The 14,947-nt window shown below is 37.1% G+C and carries 16 protein-coding genes, 1 tRNA gene, 2 rRNA genes, 1 other RNA gene and 1 other annotated feature; of the genes, 16 read left to right on the forward strand and 4 right to left on the reverse strand.

Going from position 1 to position 14,947, the window contains the following annotated elements; genetic code table 11:
* Positions 1-91: ribosomal RNA gene (gene rrf / locus AC0L0O_RS29700) — 5S ribosomal RNA — on the forward strand; the annotation flags it as partial.
* Between the two features lie 34 nt (positions 92-125).
* Here the strand turns inward: rrf and AC0L0O_RS29705 are convergent.
* A complete protein-coding gene (locus tag AC0L0O_RS29705; protein WP_000554264.1) occupies positions 126-1,127 on the reverse strand; it encodes a YaaC family protein in 1,002 nt (333 codons plus the stop codon).
* Positions 1,128-1,242: 115 nt separating this feature from the next.
* Here AC0L0O_RS29705 and guaB point away from each other — a divergent pair, with 115 nt between their 5' ends.
* From guaB to AC0L0O_RS29740, 7 genes are all read left to right on the forward strand, one after another.
* Entirely contained in the window at positions 1,243-2,706 is a 1,464-nt protein-coding gene (gene guaB / locus AC0L0O_RS29710) for an IMP dehydrogenase (RefSeq protein WP_000264082.1), read from the forward strand.
* A 113-nt stretch (positions 2,707-2,819) separates the two neighbouring features.
* Complete coding sequence (gene dacA / locus AC0L0O_RS29715; RefSeq protein WP_125164927.1) at positions 2,820-4,127, forward strand: D-alanyl-D-alanine carboxypeptidase DacA; 1,308 nt, start codon at positions 2,820-2,822, stop codon at positions 4,125-4,127.
* Between the two features lie 161 nt (positions 4,128-4,288).
* Positions 4,289-5,176 (forward strand): pyridoxal 5'-phosphate synthase lyase subunit PdxS, encoded by an 888-nt coding sequence (gene pdxS / locus AC0L0O_RS29720; RefSeq protein ID WP_000186156.1) that lies wholly within the window; start codon positions 4,289-4,291, stop codon positions 5,174-5,176.
* 18 nt (positions 5,177-5,194) lie between these two features.
* Positions 5,195-5,785 carry a pyridoxal 5'-phosphate synthase glutaminase subunit PdxT gene (gene pdxT, locus AC0L0O_RS29725; protein WP_000238799.1) on the forward strand — a complete coding sequence of 197 codons (591 nt, stop codon included), beginning with the start codon at positions 5,195-5,197 and terminating at the stop codon, positions 5,783-5,785.
* A gap of 54 nt (positions 5,786-5,839) precedes the next feature.
* Positions 5,840-6,061 (forward strand) — a binding site (T-box leader).
* Positions 6,062-6,112: 51 nt separating this feature from the next.
* Complete coding sequence (gene serS, locus AC0L0O_RS29730; protein ID WP_000884181.1) at positions 6,113-7,387, forward strand: serine--tRNA ligase; 1,275 nt, start codon at positions 6,113-6,115, stop codon at positions 7,385-7,387.
* Positions 7,388-7,543: 156 nt separating this feature from the next.
* Positions 7,544-7,636, forward strand: a tRNA-Ser gene (locus tag AC0L0O_RS29735).
* 166 nt (positions 7,637-7,802) lie between these two features.
* Positions 7,803-8,195 (forward strand): sigma factor-like helix-turn-helix DNA-binding protein, encoded by a 393-nt coding sequence (locus AC0L0O_RS29740; protein WP_000364201.1) that lies wholly within the window; start codon positions 7,803-7,805, stop codon positions 8,193-8,195.
* A 35-nt stretch (positions 8,196-8,230) separates the two neighbouring features.
* Here the strand turns inward: AC0L0O_RS29740 and AC0L0O_RS29745 are convergent, their stop codons facing one another.
* The 3 genes from AC0L0O_RS29745 to AC0L0O_RS29755 all read right to left on the reverse strand — a co-directional run bounded on the left by AC0L0O_RS29745 (position 8,231) and on the right by AC0L0O_RS29755 (position 10,202).
* The gene (locus tag AC0L0O_RS29745) at positions 8,231-8,899 is read right to left on the reverse strand and encodes a deoxynucleoside kinase (protein ID WP_001053585.1); all 669 of its coding nucleotides are present in this window, start codon (positions 8,897-8,899) and stop codon (positions 8,231-8,233) included.
* Positions 8,900-8,901: 2 nt separating this feature from the next.
* Complete coding sequence (locus tag AC0L0O_RS29750; protein WP_087931135.1) at positions 8,902-9,537, reverse strand: deoxynucleoside kinase; 636 nt, start codon at positions 9,535-9,537, stop codon at positions 8,902-8,904.
* A gap of 125 nt (positions 9,538-9,662) precedes the next feature.
* A complete protein-coding gene (locus AC0L0O_RS29755) occupies positions 9,663-10,202 on the reverse strand; it encodes a cysteine hydrolase family protein (protein ID WP_000798745.1) in 540 nt (179 codons plus the stop codon).
* A 107-nt stretch (positions 10,203-10,309) separates the two neighbouring features.
* Here AC0L0O_RS29755 and tadA point away from each other — a divergent pair, with 107 nt between their 5' ends.
* The 8 genes from tadA to AC0L0O_RS29795 form a co-directional block, all read left to right on the forward strand.
* Positions 10,310-10,810 (forward strand): tRNA adenosine(34) deaminase TadA, encoded by a 501-nt coding sequence (gene tadA / locus AC0L0O_RS29760; protein WP_000439010.1) that lies wholly within the window; start codon positions 10,310-10,312, stop codon positions 10,808-10,810.
* Positions 10,811-10,889: 79 nt separating this feature from the next.
* Positions 10,890-11,154: signal recognition particle sRNA large type (gene ffs, locus AC0L0O_RS29765), an RNA gene on the forward strand.
* Between the two features lie 132 nt (positions 11,155-11,286).
* The gene (dnaX, locus tag AC0L0O_RS29770) at positions 11,287-12,975 is read left to right on the forward strand and encodes a DNA polymerase III subunit gamma/tau (RefSeq protein ID WP_000121572.1); all 1,689 of its coding nucleotides are present in this window, start codon (positions 11,287-11,289) and stop codon (positions 12,973-12,975) included.
* Between the two features lie 25 nt (positions 12,976-13,000).
* Complete coding sequence (locus AC0L0O_RS29775) at positions 13,001-13,327, forward strand: YbaB/EbfC family nucleoid-associated protein (RefSeq protein WP_001996460.1); 327 nt, start codon at positions 13,001-13,003, stop codon at positions 13,325-13,327.
* Positions 13,328-13,341: 14 nt separating this feature from the next.
* Positions 13,342-13,938, forward strand: a complete 597-nt coding sequence (recR, locus tag AC0L0O_RS29780; RefSeq protein WP_000559169.1) for a recombination protein RecR — start codon at positions 13,342-13,344, stop codon at positions 13,936-13,938.
* Positions 13,939-13,952: 14 nt separating this feature from the next.
* On the forward strand, positions 13,953-14,174 hold the full coding sequence (locus tag AC0L0O_RS29785; RefSeq protein WP_000466020.1) for a YaaL family protein: 222 nt from the start codon (positions 13,953-13,955) through the stop codon (positions 14,172-14,174).
* Positions 14,175-14,389: 215 nt separating this feature from the next.
* Positions 14,390-14,659: a pro-sigmaK processing inhibitor BofA family protein gene (locus AC0L0O_RS29790; protein WP_001089257.1), complete on the forward strand. Its 270-nt coding sequence runs from the start codon at positions 14,390-14,392 to the stop codon at positions 14,657-14,659.
* A 219-nt stretch (positions 14,660-14,878) separates the two neighbouring features.
* Positions 14,879-14,947, forward strand: a 16S ribosomal RNA gene (locus AC0L0O_RS29795); the annotation flags it as partial.

Genomic DNA, 14,947 nt, shown 5'->3' on the forward strand with positions numbered 1-14,947 from the left:
CACCCGTTCCCATACCGAACACGGAAGTTAAGCTCTCTAGCGCCGATGGTAGTTGGGACCTTGTCCCTGTGAGAGTAGGACGTCGCCAAGCAACTAAAAACACAAGTCTTTTGACTTGTGTTTTTTTATTTCCCATGAAATAGGCCCGGTTCTGCTAGTAAAAAAGACGAAATGTAGTAAGGAACTTTTTGAGCAGAAATAGTAAGGAATTGATAAATAAAGGGGTAATCTTCAGATCCATAGCTTCCAAGTAAATCATACCACCAATCTGTTTCGTATCTAGAAATCATACTTAAATTGTAGAGCAATAAATAATGAACAAGAAGTTCAGGTAATGCGGGTTTAGGATTTCTAGGGTCAGTTGTAAGTGGTAAGTAATAAGTATCAGCAAGATATTCGTAGTATAAAGGCGTACTATATATAGGATTCCACGATTGGATAGGAGCTGTAAAAAGCAAATTAGATGCGCTCGTTTTCCTAGGGACATGTTGTATAGATAAGTGCTTACAAATTGATTCGATGTAACGTGAAAATCTTTCTGTAGTCATATGAAGTCGATCTAGTATGTTGACTGAAAAGGAAAGCTCATTTGTATTTGGTGAATCAATTTTATACAAAGTGGCACCTCGTTGACTATAGCGAAATAAGTTTTGTAATTCAGGAATATTCCCCATTAAATCCAACATGTTAAACTTCTCTGATTCTAAGTGTTTCATGTGAAACAGCTGTTCTGCAACATGAGTAAATAGTCCGTTTTTTTGTACCTTTACCTCATCTTCTAAAAATTGATACCCCTGTTTTTTCCGTTTACGAGTCGTAACACCATGAGCTAAAACAGTAGTGGATTCAGGATAGTTCGGATCAATAGTTAATAAGCACGCTTTAAAAAGTTGGCTTATTCCATAAAACAATAACATTGGTTGAATTGAAAAGGGAGCTACCTTATATAATTCGTAATAATTTTTCCCATGTTCTAAGTAATAAATAAAGGGATAACAATTTTCGAAACTTTTTTTTTCAGCATCTTGTATGGAGGATTTTTCATAACAACGGGCAAGATAACGTTGTACATTTTGAGATGAAAAGAAGAAACTTAATTGCTGCCAAGTACAATGTGTTTGATGCATATATTACGCTCCTTTTATTGTCTAAAAATTCTAACATATATATACGTCCTTGACAGTATTTTAACCAATTGATAAGCTACTAATAATAATTTCTGGTATCATGGGGGGAACAATTATGTGGGAATCTAAATTTGTTAAAGAAGGTTTGACTTTTGATGACGTATTACTTGTACCAGCAAAGTCAGATGTATTACCAAGAGAAGTAAGTGTTAAAACAGTTTTATCTGAAAGCTTACAGTTAAACATCCCGTTAATTAGTGCAGGAATGGATACAGTAACAGAAGCGGATATGGCTATTGCAATGGCTCGTCAAGGCGGTTTAGGAATTATTCATAAAAACATGTCTATTGAACAACAAGCCGAGCAAGTTGATAAAGTAAAACGTTCTGAAAGTGGCGTTATTTCAGACCCATTCTTTTTAACTCCAGAACATCAAGTGTATGATGCAGAGCATCTTATGGGAAAATACCGTATCTCAGGTGTACCGGTTGTAAATAATTTAGATGAGCGAAAATTAGTTGGTATTATTACAAACCGTGATATGCGTTTTATCCAAGACTACTCAATCAAAATTTCCGACGTAATGACAAAAGAACAGCTAATTACAGCTCCAGTTGGTACAACGCTAAGTGAAGCTGAAAAGATCCTACAAAAGTATAAAATTGAAAAACTCCCTCTTGTTGATAACAACGGTGTATTACAAGGGCTTATTACAATAAAAGATATTGAAAAAGTAATTGAATTCCCAAATTCTGCGAAGGATAAGCAAGGGCGCTTATTAGTTGGAGCAGCAGTTGGTGTAACGGCTGATGCTATGACTCGTATCGACGCATTAGTAAAAGCTAGCGTAGATGCAATCGTACTTGATACAGCTCACGGACATTCTCAAGGTGTTATTGATAAAGTAAAAGAAGTTCGTGCAAAGTATCCATCATTAAATATTATCGCTGGAAATGTTGCTACTGCTGAAGCAACAAAAGCATTAATTGAAGCAGGTGCAAACGTAGTTAAAGTTGGTATTGGACCAGGTTCTATCTGTACAACACGTGTTGTAGCCGGCGTTGGTGTACCACAATTAACAGCGGTTTATGATTGTGCAACAGAAGCTCGTAAACACGGTATTCCAGTTATTGCTGATGGTGGTATTAAATACTCTGGTGATATGGTTAAAGCTTTAGCAGCAGGAGCACATGTTGTTATGCTAGGCAGTATGTTTGCTGGTGTTGCTGAAAGCCCTGGTGAAACTGAAATTTATCAAGGTCGCCAATTTAAAGTATATCGCGGTATGGGTTCTGTCGGAGCGATGGAAAAAGGAAGTAAAGATCGTTACTTCCAAGAAGGAAATAAAAAACTTGTTCCAGAAGGTATTGAAGGACGAGTACCATATAAAGGACCTTTAGCAGATACAGTTCACCAATTAGTTGGTGGTTTACGTGCAGGTATGGGCTATTGCGGAGCACAAGATTTAGAATTCTTACGTGAGAATGCACAATTTATTCGCATGTCAGGTGCTGGTTTACTTGAAAGCCATCCTCACCACGTACAAATTACAAAAGAGGCTCCAAACTACTCATTATAATGTCTTATATACAAATAGACGGAGATTTGATATCTCTGTCTATTTTTTTTTGATTATGTTAGAATAACGGTTATGTGAGTACATAGATATTGGGGGTAGCAAAAGTGAAAGGTATGTTTTGCAAAAGATTCATTGCACTAGTAACGATGCTTACACTAGTTTGTAGTATGTTGTTACCATATAGCAATGCGTCAGCAGAAACAGGATCTGCTTTAAACATTGAAGCAGGTGCGGCAATTTTAGTTGAAGCGAATTCTGGAAAAATTTTATATCAAAAGAATGCAGATGAATTATTATCAATTGCTAGTATGACAAAGATGATGAGTGAATATTTAGTTCACGAAGCAGTGGATAAAGGAAAGCTTAAGTGGGATCAGAAAATTAAGGTTTCTGAATATGCGTATAAAGTTTCACAAGATGCTTCATTATCAAATGTGGCATTAGAAAATGGTGGTTCTTATACGGTAAAAGAGTTGTACGAGGCAATGGCAATCTTCTCTGCAAACGGTGCAACGATTGCATTAGCAGAAGCAATTGCAGGTAAAGAAGTAGATTTCGTAAAAATGATGAATGATAAATCGAAAGAGCTAGGGTTGAAAAATTATAAATTTGTCAATTCTACAGGTTTAACGAATAAGGATTTAAAGGGAATGCATCCAGAAGGAACAACAGCAGATGAAGAAAATAAAATGTCTGCAAAGGATGTTGCAACTTTAGCACAACATTTAATTAAAGATTATCCGAAAGTGTTAGATACAGCAAAAATCCCGAAAAAAGAATTCCGTCCAGAAAAAGAGAAGTTTGCAATGTCGAACTGGAACTGGATGTTAAAAGGTTTAGTTAAAGAATATGATGGCGTAGATGGCCTAAAAACAGGTTCAACTCCAGAAGCAGGAGATTGCTTCACTGGTACGGTTGAAAGAAACGGTATGCGTTTTATTTCTGTAGTAATTAAAACAAGTTCTCATACAGCACGTTTTGATGAAACAAAGAAGCTATATGATTATGGATTTGCTAACTTTGAAATGAAACAAATGTATAAAAAAGGTTCTTCAGTAAAAGGACAAGAAACAGTACGAGTAGAAAATGCGAAAGATAAGGATGTAGCAGTTCAAACGAAACAAGCCATTTCACTTCCAGTACCAAAAGGAAGTAAAGAAGTTTATAAAACAGAATTAAAAGAATCAAGTAAAGGACAAGAAGCACCTATTAAAAAAGGAGCTGCGCTTGGTCAAATGGTAATTACGCCAAAAGATACAAACGACCCTGGATTTTTAACTGGTAAGTCGTTGCAAGTGGATCTTGTAACAACATCTGAAGTAGAAGAAGCAAACTGGTTTACTCGTGCTATGCGCGGAATTGGTTCTTTCTTTAGTGGTATATGGAATAGTGCTGTTGATACAGTAAAAGGTTGGTTTTAAAAGCTCCTCATTGTAGGGGCTTTTTCTTATTCCTATTTTTCATACCGACTTTATGAAAAAGTAGTAGACAAGCATCTGATAGTTAGTGGTAGAATGTAAGAGTATTCTTAATTTTCGCCTTTAACGGGGAAAAGCAATTCACCTAGGGGGGGTTTTGTAACATGACAAATGTAACAGGGACAGAACGTGTAAAACGTGGAATGGCAGAAATGCAAAAAGGCGGCGTTATTATGGACGTAATTAACGCTGAACAAGCAAAAATTGCAGAAGAGGCAGGCGCAGTTGCCGTTATGGCATTAGAGCGCGTACCAGCAGATATTCGTGCAGCAGGTGGCGTTTCTCGTATGGCAGATCCAACAATCGTTGAAGAAGTTATGGGTGCTGTGTCAATTCCGGTTATGGCAAAATGCCGTATCGGTCACCTTGTAGAAGCACGTGTATTAGAATCATTAGGGGTAGACTATATCGATGAGAGTGAAGTATTAACTCCTGCCGATGAAGTATACCATTTAAATAAACGTGATTACACTGTTCCATTTGTATGTGGTTGCCGTGATATCGGAGAAGCTGCACGTCGTATTGCAGAAGGTGCATCTATGCTTCGTACAAAAGGTGAACCAGGAACAGGGAACATTGTAGAGGCAGTTCGTCATATGCGTCAAGTCAATGCAGAAATCCGTCAAGTTGCAAGTCTACGTGAAGATGAGTTAATGACATATGCAAAAAATACTGGTGCTCCTTATGAAGTACTACTTGAAATTAAACGTCTTGGTCGTTTGCCGGTTGTAAACTTTGCAGCAGGTGGTGTAGCAACACCAGCAGATGCAGCGTTAATGATGCAATTAGGTGCGGATGGTGTATTTGTTGGATCTGGTATCTTTAAATCAGAGAACCCAGCGAAATTTGCACGTGCAATCGTTGAAGCAACAACTCATTATGAAGATTACGAACTAATTGCAAGCCTTTCAAAAGGATTAGGTAATGCGATGAAGGGTATCGAAATTTCAACGTTATTACCAGAACAACGCATGCAAGAGCGTGGATGGTAATTGAAGGAGAACTTTAAAATGGTGAAAATTGGTGTACTAGGTCTTCAAGGTGCAGTTCGTGAACATGTAAAATCAGTTGAAGCAAGTGGTGCAGAAGCTGTTGTTGTAAAGCGTATAGAACAACTTGAAGAGATTGATGGTCTTATTTTACCAGGCGGTGAAAGTACAACTATGCGCCGTCTTATTGATAAGTATGATTTCATGGAACCACTTCGTACATTCGCGAAGTCTGGTAAACCAATGTTTGGTACATGTGCAGGAATGATTCTTCTTGCTAAAACACTTATTGGCTATGACGAAGCACATATTGGTGCGATGGATATTACAGTTGAGCGCAATGCGTTTGGACGTCAAAAAGATAGCTTTGAAGCTGCACTTTCTATTAAAGGTGTGGGAGAAGATTTTGTTGGCGTATTTATTCGTGCCCCGTATGTTGTAGATGTAGCGGATGATGTTGAGGTACTTTCTACACATGGCGATCGAATGGTAGCGGTAAGGCAAGGGCCGTTTTTAGCTGCTTCTTTCCATCCAGAATTAACGGATGATCATCGTGTAACAGCATACTTTGTAGAAATGGTAAAAGAAGCGAAAATGAAAAAAGTTGTATAAGTAACTTGCAACTTGTATAAGATTATAGTAAATTGATGGTAACAATTTTATAAAATAAGCGTGTTGATAGGAAGTAGTAACAAATGTCGTTTCTTATAGAGAGTCGATGGTTGGTGGAAATCGATAGAAACAGTTTGTGAATCCATCCTGGAATGGAATGTGGAATATCTTTATGATTAGTAAACATTCCCGGTGAAGAGCCGTTATTTCTACTTGAGAGGAAGGCGGTAATGCTTTCAACTAGGGTGGCAACGCGGGTTAACTCCCGTCCCTTTATATAGGGACGGGAGTTTTTTGTGTTTTATAAAATAAAAGGAGGAGTATATAATGCTTGATATTAAATTTTTACGTACAAATTTTGAAGAAGTAAAAGCAAAGTTACAGCATAGAGGCGAAGATTTAACTGATTTTGGTCGCTTTGAAGAATTGGATACGAGAAGAAGAGAACTACTTGTTCAAACAGAGGAACTAAAAAGTAAACGTAACGAAGTATCTCAACAAATCTCTGTATTGAAGCGCGAAAAGAAAGATGCAGAAGCTCTAATTCTAGAAATGCGTGAAGTTGGAGAAAAAGTAAAAGATCTTGATAATGAACTTCGTACAGTTGAAGAAGATTTAGAAAGATTGATGTTATCTATTCCAAATATCCCTCACGAATCTGCTCCAGTTGGTGAAACAGAGGATGATAATGTAGTAGCTCGTACTTGGGGAGAAGTGAAAGAATTTGCTTTTGAACCAAAACCACATTGGGATCTTGCTACAGATTTAGGAATCTTAGATTTTGAGCGTGCTGGAAAAGTAACAGGAAGCCGCTTCGTATTCTACAAAGGTGCTGGCGCAAGATTAGAGCGTGCTTTAATTAGCTTTATGCTTGATCTTCATACTGATGAGCATGGATATGAAGAAGTATTACCTCCGTACATGGTAAACCGTGCAAGCATGACAGGGACAGGACAACTTCCGAAGTTTGAAGAAGATGCATTCCGTATTGAAAGTGAAGACTACTTCTTAATTCCAACAGCTGAAGTACCTGTAACAAATATGCACCGTGATGAAATCTTAAATAAAGAGCAATTACCTATAAGATATGCTGCATTTAGCTCTTGTTTCCGTTCTGAAGCAGGTTCAGCTGGCCGTGATACACGTGGTTTAATTCGTCAGCATCAGTTCAATAAAGTAGAGCTTGTAAAGTTCGTAAAACCAGAAGATTCTTACGAAGAGTTAGAAAAACTAACAAATGATGCAGAACGCGTGTTACAATTATTAGAGTTGCCATATCGCGTTATGAGCATGTGCACAGGCGATTTAGGATTTACAGCAGCGAAGAAATACGATATCGAAGTATGGATTCCAAGCTATGGCACATATCGTGAAATCTCTTCTTGTAGTAATTTCGAGGCTTTCCAAGCGAGACGTGCAAATATCCGTTTCCGTCGTGAGCCAAACGGCAAACCAGAACATGTTCATACATTAAATGGATCTGGTCTTGCAATTGGACGTACGGTAGCAGCTATTTTAGAGAACTACCAACAAGAAGATGGTACAATTATAATTCCAGAAGTTCTTCGCCCTTATATGGGAGGAAAAACAGTTATTAAGTAAATTTATAAACATTCATCGGTATGAGTGATTGGTAATTATGAGCGTTGTCAGTACTATAATGTAGGAGGGGAAAAGTAAAATTTTCCTTTCCTCATAATTTATTTTAGTAGGGTTGACTAACTGTTTTTCTTTTGATATTATATTTGATGTCAATATGGAGGTATACCCAAGTCTGGCTGAAGGGATCGGTCTTGAAAACCGACAGGCGGCGAGAGTCGCGCGGGGGTTCGAATCCCTCTACCTCCTCCAGATATAATTGACAACAGCGCATATAAGTGGAGATTGGAGAACTCGTTACCAACACGTAACGAGTTTTTATTTTAAAACCAATCATAAAGTATGGTGTAAGGATATAATGTCCTTATTACACACTCATATTCCGATGATTATCTTCATAGATATGAAAGGAGTCAACATGGATCTTATTATACAAACGTTTCCTTTAGATGGAAAAACTTTATATTATGTACAATGTCCTGTCTGTAAGAACAATAGAATTTTAAACAGTGGTGCAAATGTATCACGCATTATTAGCGATGATACATTCCGTAAACTTTGTGGTTGCACTTGTGACGTAAAGCAAACTGCAACAAAAGTAGAGGCACCAAAAAAAGTTAAAAAAGAAGCTGTAAAGAAAGAAGCAGCTCCAAAACGTACAGGTAAAGTATTAACAGCAGTAATTAACGGGAAAGAAATGACTGTTAAAGAGATTGCTGAGGCGTACGATATTAGTACAAGTACTGTTCGTCAGCGTATTAACGCTGGAAAATCTGAGAGTGAAATTATTGCTCCGACAAAGAAGAAGTAATTTAGTAGAAAAACCCGTGCGTATGCACGGGTTTTTTATTTTACAAGTTTACGTGTTTGTTTTAAAAAATGGCCGATCTTTTTAATGATTGGTTCAATGGAATCGCCATCTTTTAAAATATCGTATTCATTAATATTTAATCGTAAGACAGGGCATGAATTAAAGTTATTAATCCAGTTTTCATAACGCCCATGCATCTCTTTCCAATACTCAATTGGCGTTTGCTGTTCCATCGGACGTCCACGTTCTTGGATACGATCAACGATATCATCGAAAGAACCTTCTAAGTAGATTAGTAAATCTGGATGAGGGAAGTAAGGAGTCATGACCATAGCGTCAAATAAACCTTTGTATGTTTCATAATCAGTTTCCGTCATTGTACCCTTTTCGTGATGCATTTTTGCAAAAATGCCAGTGTCTTCATAGATAGAGCGATCTTGAACAAAACCACCACCGTATTCAAAAATCCTTTTTTGTTCTTTAAATCGTTCTGCTAAAAAGTACACTTGTAAGTGAAAGCTCCAGCGTGTGAAATCAGCATAGAACTTGTCCAAATACGGGTTAGAATCTACCTTTTCAAATGATGTTCGATATCCTAAAGCGTTAGCTAATGCAGTTGTCATAGTGGATTTACCGACACCTACTGTTCCAGCGATAGTGATTACTGCGTCATTTGGTATATCATATTTTTGCCTTAAATTCATTATTATTTCGACTCCTTTAAGAGAGTATTTTGAAGGACAGATAGGATGACGTTTAAATCATCAGGATTTTTTACAAAATCCATATCGTCTCCGTTAAATTTCAATACTGGGATATCTGGATGGTCCTTTTTAAAAGCATCCATTGCTGTTTCATAATCTTTTGTGAGCTGTAGTAAGTAATTTGGATCCATATTTTTTTCGAATTCTCTTCCGCGCATGGCGATTCGTCTTTGTAATGTTTCTAAGCTAGCTGTTAAATAAACGATAACATTTGGAACTGGCATATCTTGTGTAAGGATACGATAGATTTGCATGTACTTGTCATATTGAGAATCTTTTAATGTACGGGATGCGAAAATTACATTTTTGAATATATGATAATCCGCTACTACTGGCTTCCTTTGATTCAAATACTTTATGTTAATATCTTCTAATTGTTTGTATCTATTACAAAGAAAGAACATCTCTGTTTGAAAACTCCATTCGTCGATGTCTTCATAGAACTTTCCTAAAAAGGGGTTTTCATCAACAATCTCTTTCAGTAAGTGGAGTTGCATGTGAGTTGAAATTTCCTTCGCAAGTGAAGTTTTTCCAACACCAATTGGTCCTTCAACCGTGATAAATGGTACTCCGGTCACGCTGTTTCCTCCTTTCAATCAGTGATTTACCGTGACTACTAAAAACACAAAACAGAATTATTGTAGCACAAGAGGGAGGCGAGCGGTTTAATTTGATATAAAAAGTTAGAAAATAGATATATGTATTAATTAAATTTTATTTGAGACGAAGGTACTATATTTGCTTTTAATGTCGTTTCCATTATTTTTAAAGCATGCAGGTTATCTTGATCATGATTAGAGGCGATACAGTCCTGGGGTACATACAATGTATAATTCCTCATATGAGCGTCGTTAGCTGTAAAGAGGATACATATATTCCCGGCCACCCCTGTTAATATTAGATTTTCTATTTTTAAATAGCCTAATAAAGAATTTAAAGGTGTTTCATAAAAAGCAGAGTAATGTGGTTTAATAAAAATGTAATCATCAGAACTTGGAGCAATCTTATGAATGATATTTTCACTATATTCATTTGTGCAATGAGTAATTAATTGGTCAATATCAGATCTCCAAAGTTGATAATGGTCATTAATATAAATGATGGGGTAACCGAAGGATTTCATTGTTTTCTTTAATTGTAAAATAGGATTGGTTATCATTTCGCATTTTTTTGCTAGGACGGGCCCGTGTGAAAATTGAAAATCATTAATCATATCGATAATGAGTAAGGCAGTATTCTTCATATGTAATCCCCTCTCTTTTTTCTTAGGGTGGATTGAATTTGTAAAAGTTATCCCATGTGTAGTAAATGGAAATAAGTGTACTTTATTTGTAATGAAAGGACTATGTTATGGAACGTGATCAAGATATTTATTTTATGCAATTAGCAATAGAAGAGGCTAAAAAAGCAGAGGCAATACAAGAAGTACCGATTGGTGCAGTTATAGTATTAAATGGTGAAGTAATTAGTGCTGCTCATAATTTAAGGGAAACTGAGCAAAGGTCAATAGCTCACGCTGAGTTGTTAGCTATTGATGAGGCTTGTAAAAAATTAGGGACATGGCGTTTAGAAGATGCGACTTTATATGTAACATTAGAGCCTTGTCCGATGTGTGCGGGTGGAATTGTTTTATCACGAGTAAAGCGAGTCGTATATGGTGCAGGTGATCCAAAAGGTGGATGTGCAGGGACATTGATGAATCTGTTAACGGATGAACGTTTTAATCATCAATGTGAAGTAGTAGCTGGTGTATTAGAAGAAGAATGCGGTACGCTGTTAACAAACTTTTTTAGAGAACTTCGTAAAAAAAGAAAAGCGATTAAGAAATTAGAGAAAAGCAACGAGAATTAACGTATTTGCATTTTATAAAAAAACAAGTTATACTGATAGTGCCTTTAATGAAGGCAACCGAATATTGGTTTTAACTTTGCCGTGCTAAGCGGGGAGGTAGCGGTGCCCTATACTCGCAATCCGCTCTAGCGAGGCCGAATCCCTTCTCGAGGTTATGTTGCTGTAAGGCCTGCCTTAAGTAAGTGGTGTTGACGTTTGGGTCCTGCGCAACGGGACCCCGTGAACCTTGTCAGGTCCGGAAGGAAGCAGCAATAAGCGGGTCTTCTCGTGTGCCGCAGGAGTGCCTGAACCGAGCTAACTGCTTAAGTAACGCTTATGGTACGTAATCGACAGAAGGTGCACGGCAGTTATATATGTATACAAAACTCACCTTAATACTAAGGTGGGTTTTTTGTATAGAAAATAACTTTTGGAATCTATAAACAGAATGGGTTATAATAAATGAGATAATAACCTTTGAGGGAGGCCGTATTTTCGTGTCATACCAAGCGTTATACCGAACATGGAGACCGCAAAAATTTGAAGATGTAGTCGGTCAAAAGCACGTGACAAAAACGTTGCAAAATGCCCTTCTTCAAGAGAAAGTTTCACATGCATATTTATTTTCTGGCCCAAGGGGAACAGGAAAAACGACAATTGCAAAAGTATTTGCAAAGGCAATCAACTGTGAACATGCTCCGGTAGCTGAACCTTGTAATGAATGTCCCTCTTGTTTGGGAATTACGCAAGGGTCTATTTCAGATGTATTAGAAATTGATGCGGCTTCAAATAACGGTGTAGATGAAATTCGAGATATTAGAGATAAAGTAAAATATGCTCCAAGTGCTGTAGAATATAAAGTATACATTATTGATGAAGTCCACATGCTTTCTATGGGTGCCTTCAATGCGCTTTTAAAAACGTTAGAAGAGCCGCCAGGACATGTTATCTTTATTTTGGCGACAACAGAACCGCATAAGATACCGCCTACAATCATTTCGCGTTGCCAACGTTTCGAATTTCGAAAAATATCAGTAAATGATATTGTTGAGAGATTGTCGACGGTTGTGACTAATGAAGGTACGCAAGTAGAAGATGAGGCGTTACAAATTGTTGCGCGTGCCGCTGAAGGTGGTATGCGTGATGCGCTTAGTCTTATTGATCAGGCGATATCTTATAGTGATGAGAGGGTTACGACAGAAGATGTATTAGCTGTAACGGGTTCTGTTTCTCAGCAATACTTAGGCAACTTAGTAGAGTGTATACGTGAAAATGATGTATCAAGGGCGTTACGTATCATAGATGAGATGATGGGTAAAGGGAAAGATCCAGTTCGTTTTATGGAGGATTTTATTTACTATTATCGTGATATGCTTTTATATCAAACTTCATCACAACTGGAACATATGTTGGAGCGAGTAATGGTAGATGAGCAATTCCGTATGTTAAGTGAAGAAATGCAACCGGAAGTAATCTATGAAATCATTCATACTCTTAGTAAGGGACAACAGGAAATGAAGTGGACAAATCATCCGCGAATTTTCTTAGAAGTCGTTATGGTACAACTGTGTCAACAGTTTATGATGCAAGCAAACGGTGCAGATCGTTTACAAGCAATTATGAACAGGATGCAGCAATTGGAGAAAGAGTTAGAACAAGTCAAAAAGAATGGTGTGCCGGTCGGTGTGCAACCGGAAGTTAGAGAGACGCGTGCAGCACCAAAGCCAGTGCGGACAGGGAGTATGAAGATTCCTGTTGGACGTGTAAATGAAGTATTAAAACAAGCAAAGCGTCAAGATTTAGAACAATTAAAAGCTGTGTGGGGTGAGTTACTAGGGAGGCTCAAAGCATACAACAAAGTAGCATTTGCCGTTTTATTAGAAAATAGCGAACCAGTAGCAGCTTCGGAGGATACTTACGTTTTAGCGTTTCAATATGAGATCCACTGTAAAATGGCAAGCGAAAATCGAGAAGCTATGGATACAGTGGAACAAGCTTTATTTGAATTGCTAAGTAAAAGATTAAATATGATTGCCATTCCAAAAAGTGAATGGGGTAAAATTCGTGAAGATTTTTTACAACGTGAAGGTGGAAGTTCTGAAGAAAGCCCAGAGAAAAAAGAAGATCCTCTTATAGAAGAGGCCGTAAAATTAGTAGGGCAAGAACTCATTGAAATAAAAGAGTAATAATAATTAGGAGGAATTAATTATGATGCGTGGCGGAATGGGAAATATGAATAACATGATGAAACAAATGCAAAAGATGCAAAAGGAAATGGCAAAGGCGCAAGAAGAACTAGGAGAAAAAACAGTTGAAGGTACAGCTGGTGGCGGTATGATCACAGTTATTGCAAATGGTCATAAGCAAATTCTTGAAGTAAAAGTGAAAGAAGAAGTTGTAGATCCAGAAGATATCGAAATGTTACAAGACTTAGTTTTAGCTGCAACGAATGATGCACTTAAAAAAGCTGATGAACTTTCAAACTCTACAATGGGTAAATTTACAAAAGGCTTAAACTTACCGGGTGGAATGTTCTAGGAGGATATTGATATATGCATTATCCAGAACCAATATCAAAACTAATTGATAGTTTTATGAAACTGCCAGGAATCGGACCGAAAACAGCGGTTCGATTGGCATTTTTCGTATTAGATATGAAAGAAGATGATGTGTTAGGTTTTGCAAAAGCACTTGTAAATGCAAAGCGAGACTTAGCGTATTGTTCTGTATGCGGGCATATTACTGACCGTGACCCTTGTTATATTTGTAACGATTCACATCGAGATCAATCAGTTGTTTGTGTCGTACAAGAACCGAAAGATGTAATCGCAATGGAAAAGATGAAAGAGTATCAAGGTGTATATCATGTGTTACGTGGTGCTATCTCTCCAATGGAGGGAATTGGACCAGAAGACATTAATATCCCGCAGCTTTTAAAGCGACTGCACGATGAAACGGTACAAGAAGTAATATTAGCAACAAATCCTAATATTGAAGGGGAAGCTACAGCGATGTATATATCCCGCCTCTTAAAGCCGACAGGTATTAAAGTAACTCGTATTGCACATGGTCTGCCAGTTGGTGGAGATTTAGAATATGCAGATGAAGTGACACTGTCGAAAGCGTTAGAAGGTCGTAGAGAAGTATAAGAGGAGAAACAAAAATGTTCTTTCAAAAAAAGGGTAAATTGCGTAAAGAGTATGATGATAAGCTAATTGTACTATTAGAAAAAGTGAAGAATGAATGGTTACGTCAAAAGAGAATGGTTGAACAAAGCGTTGAACCATCTCAAGATGTACTTTGTTCTTTAAAAATAGCAGAGGCGAAATATTTCTTTTTGCTCAAAGAAGCGAAACGTCGTCCTGTAAAGATGGAACAATGGTAAAAGGTTCTGCTGAAGAAGCAGAACCTTTTTATTTTATTTCTTAAACATGTAGTCATCACTTCGTTTAGAAAGGTCGATTAATGGTTTTTATGGAGAATGTGTTTCCTAATAAAGGTCAATGAGATGAAACGACTGGATTTATATGATAAATGTTCTTTTTTATCGTCTTGTCCCATACAAATAAATGTGTACAGGTCATTCATAAGGAGGAAAAAATGAATTCTACAATTATTATTGTTGGTATTCTTGCGTTGATTTTTATTTTCCTTGTTTTTGGTGTTTCTTCTAAGCCGTTACGTTTTATAGGAAAAGCGCTCTTTCATATTACTTTGGGAGTAGCATTACTTTTTATCGTAAATGTTGTAGGAACATATTTCGATTTTCATATTCCAATAAATTTAGGAACTGCAACAATCACAAGTTTATTAGGTCTACCTGGTGTTGCTGCATTGGTGGTTATTAAGCTTTACATTATGCCAAGATAAATTTATTTTGGCATTTTTTTAAAAAGTGTTGACTAGTGAATGATTAATATGGTAAATTAATAAGCGTCGTCAGGAACGAAAGAAAAAAGTTGTTGACAGATTTAATACAAAATGTTAAATTATAAAAGTCGCTGAAACGCGATGTTGAACTTTGAAAACTAAACGAAACAAACAACGTGAAACGTCAATTTTTATTTTATGATGCTAGACAAACTAACTTTATTGGAGAGTTTGATCCTGGCTCAGGATGAACGCTGGCGGCGTGCCTAATACATGCAAGTCGAGCGA

Source organism: Bacillus sp. GS3m_15504, from assembly GCF_055825275.1.

Excerpts from the sequence above, each read along its gene's own strand:
- dacA (WP_125164927.1), top strand. The coding sequence starts at position 2,820 with ATGTTTTGCAAAAGATTCATTGCACTAGTAACGATGCTTACACTAGTT.
- AC0L0O_RS29740 (WP_000364201.1), top strand. The coding sequence starts at position 7,803 with ATGGATCTTATTATACAAACGTTTCCTTTAGATGGAAAAACTTTATAT.
- AC0L0O_RS29705 (WP_000554264.1), bottom strand. The coding sequence starts at position 1,127 with ATGCATCAAACACATTGTACTTGGCAGCAATTAAGTTTCTTCTTTTCA.
- guaB (WP_000264082.1), top strand. The coding sequence starts at position 1,243 with ATGTGGGAATCTAAATTTGTTAAAGAAGGTTTGACTTTTGATGACGTA.
- AC0L0O_RS29755 (WP_000798745.1), bottom strand. The coding sequence starts at position 10,202 with ATGAAGAATACTGCCTTACTCATTATCGATATGATTAATGATTTTCAA.
- pdxS (WP_000186156.1), top strand. The coding sequence starts at position 4,289 with ATGACAAATGTAACAGGGACAGAACGTGTAAAACGTGGAATGGCAGAA.
- AC0L0O_RS29785 (WP_000466020.1), top strand. The coding sequence starts at position 13,953 with ATGTTCTTTCAAAAAAAGGGTAAATTGCGTAAAGAGTATGATGATAAG.
- AC0L0O_RS29745 (WP_001053585.1), bottom strand. The coding sequence starts at position 8,899 with ATGAATTTAAGGCAAAAATATGATATACCAAATGACGCAGTAATCACT.
- tadA (WP_000439010.1), top strand. The coding sequence starts at position 10,310 with ATGGAACGTGATCAAGATATTTATTTTATGCAATTAGCAATAGAAGAG.
- pdxT (WP_000238799.1), top strand. The coding sequence starts at position 5,195 with ATGGTGAAAATTGGTGTACTAGGTCTTCAAGGTGCAGTTCGTGAACAT.
- recR (WP_000559169.1), top strand. The coding sequence starts at position 13,342 with ATGCATTATCCAGAACCAATATCAAAACTAATTGATAGTTTTATGAAA.
- AC0L0O_RS29790 (WP_001089257.1), top strand. The coding sequence starts at position 14,390 with ATGAATTCTACAATTATTATTGTTGGTATTCTTGCGTTGATTTTTATT.
- serS (WP_000884181.1), top strand. The coding sequence starts at position 6,113 with ATGCTTGATATTAAATTTTTACGTACAAATTTTGAAGAAGTAAAAGCA.
- AC0L0O_RS29775 (WP_001996460.1), top strand. The coding sequence starts at position 13,001 with ATGCGTGGCGGAATGGGAAATATGAATAACATGATGAAACAAATGCAA.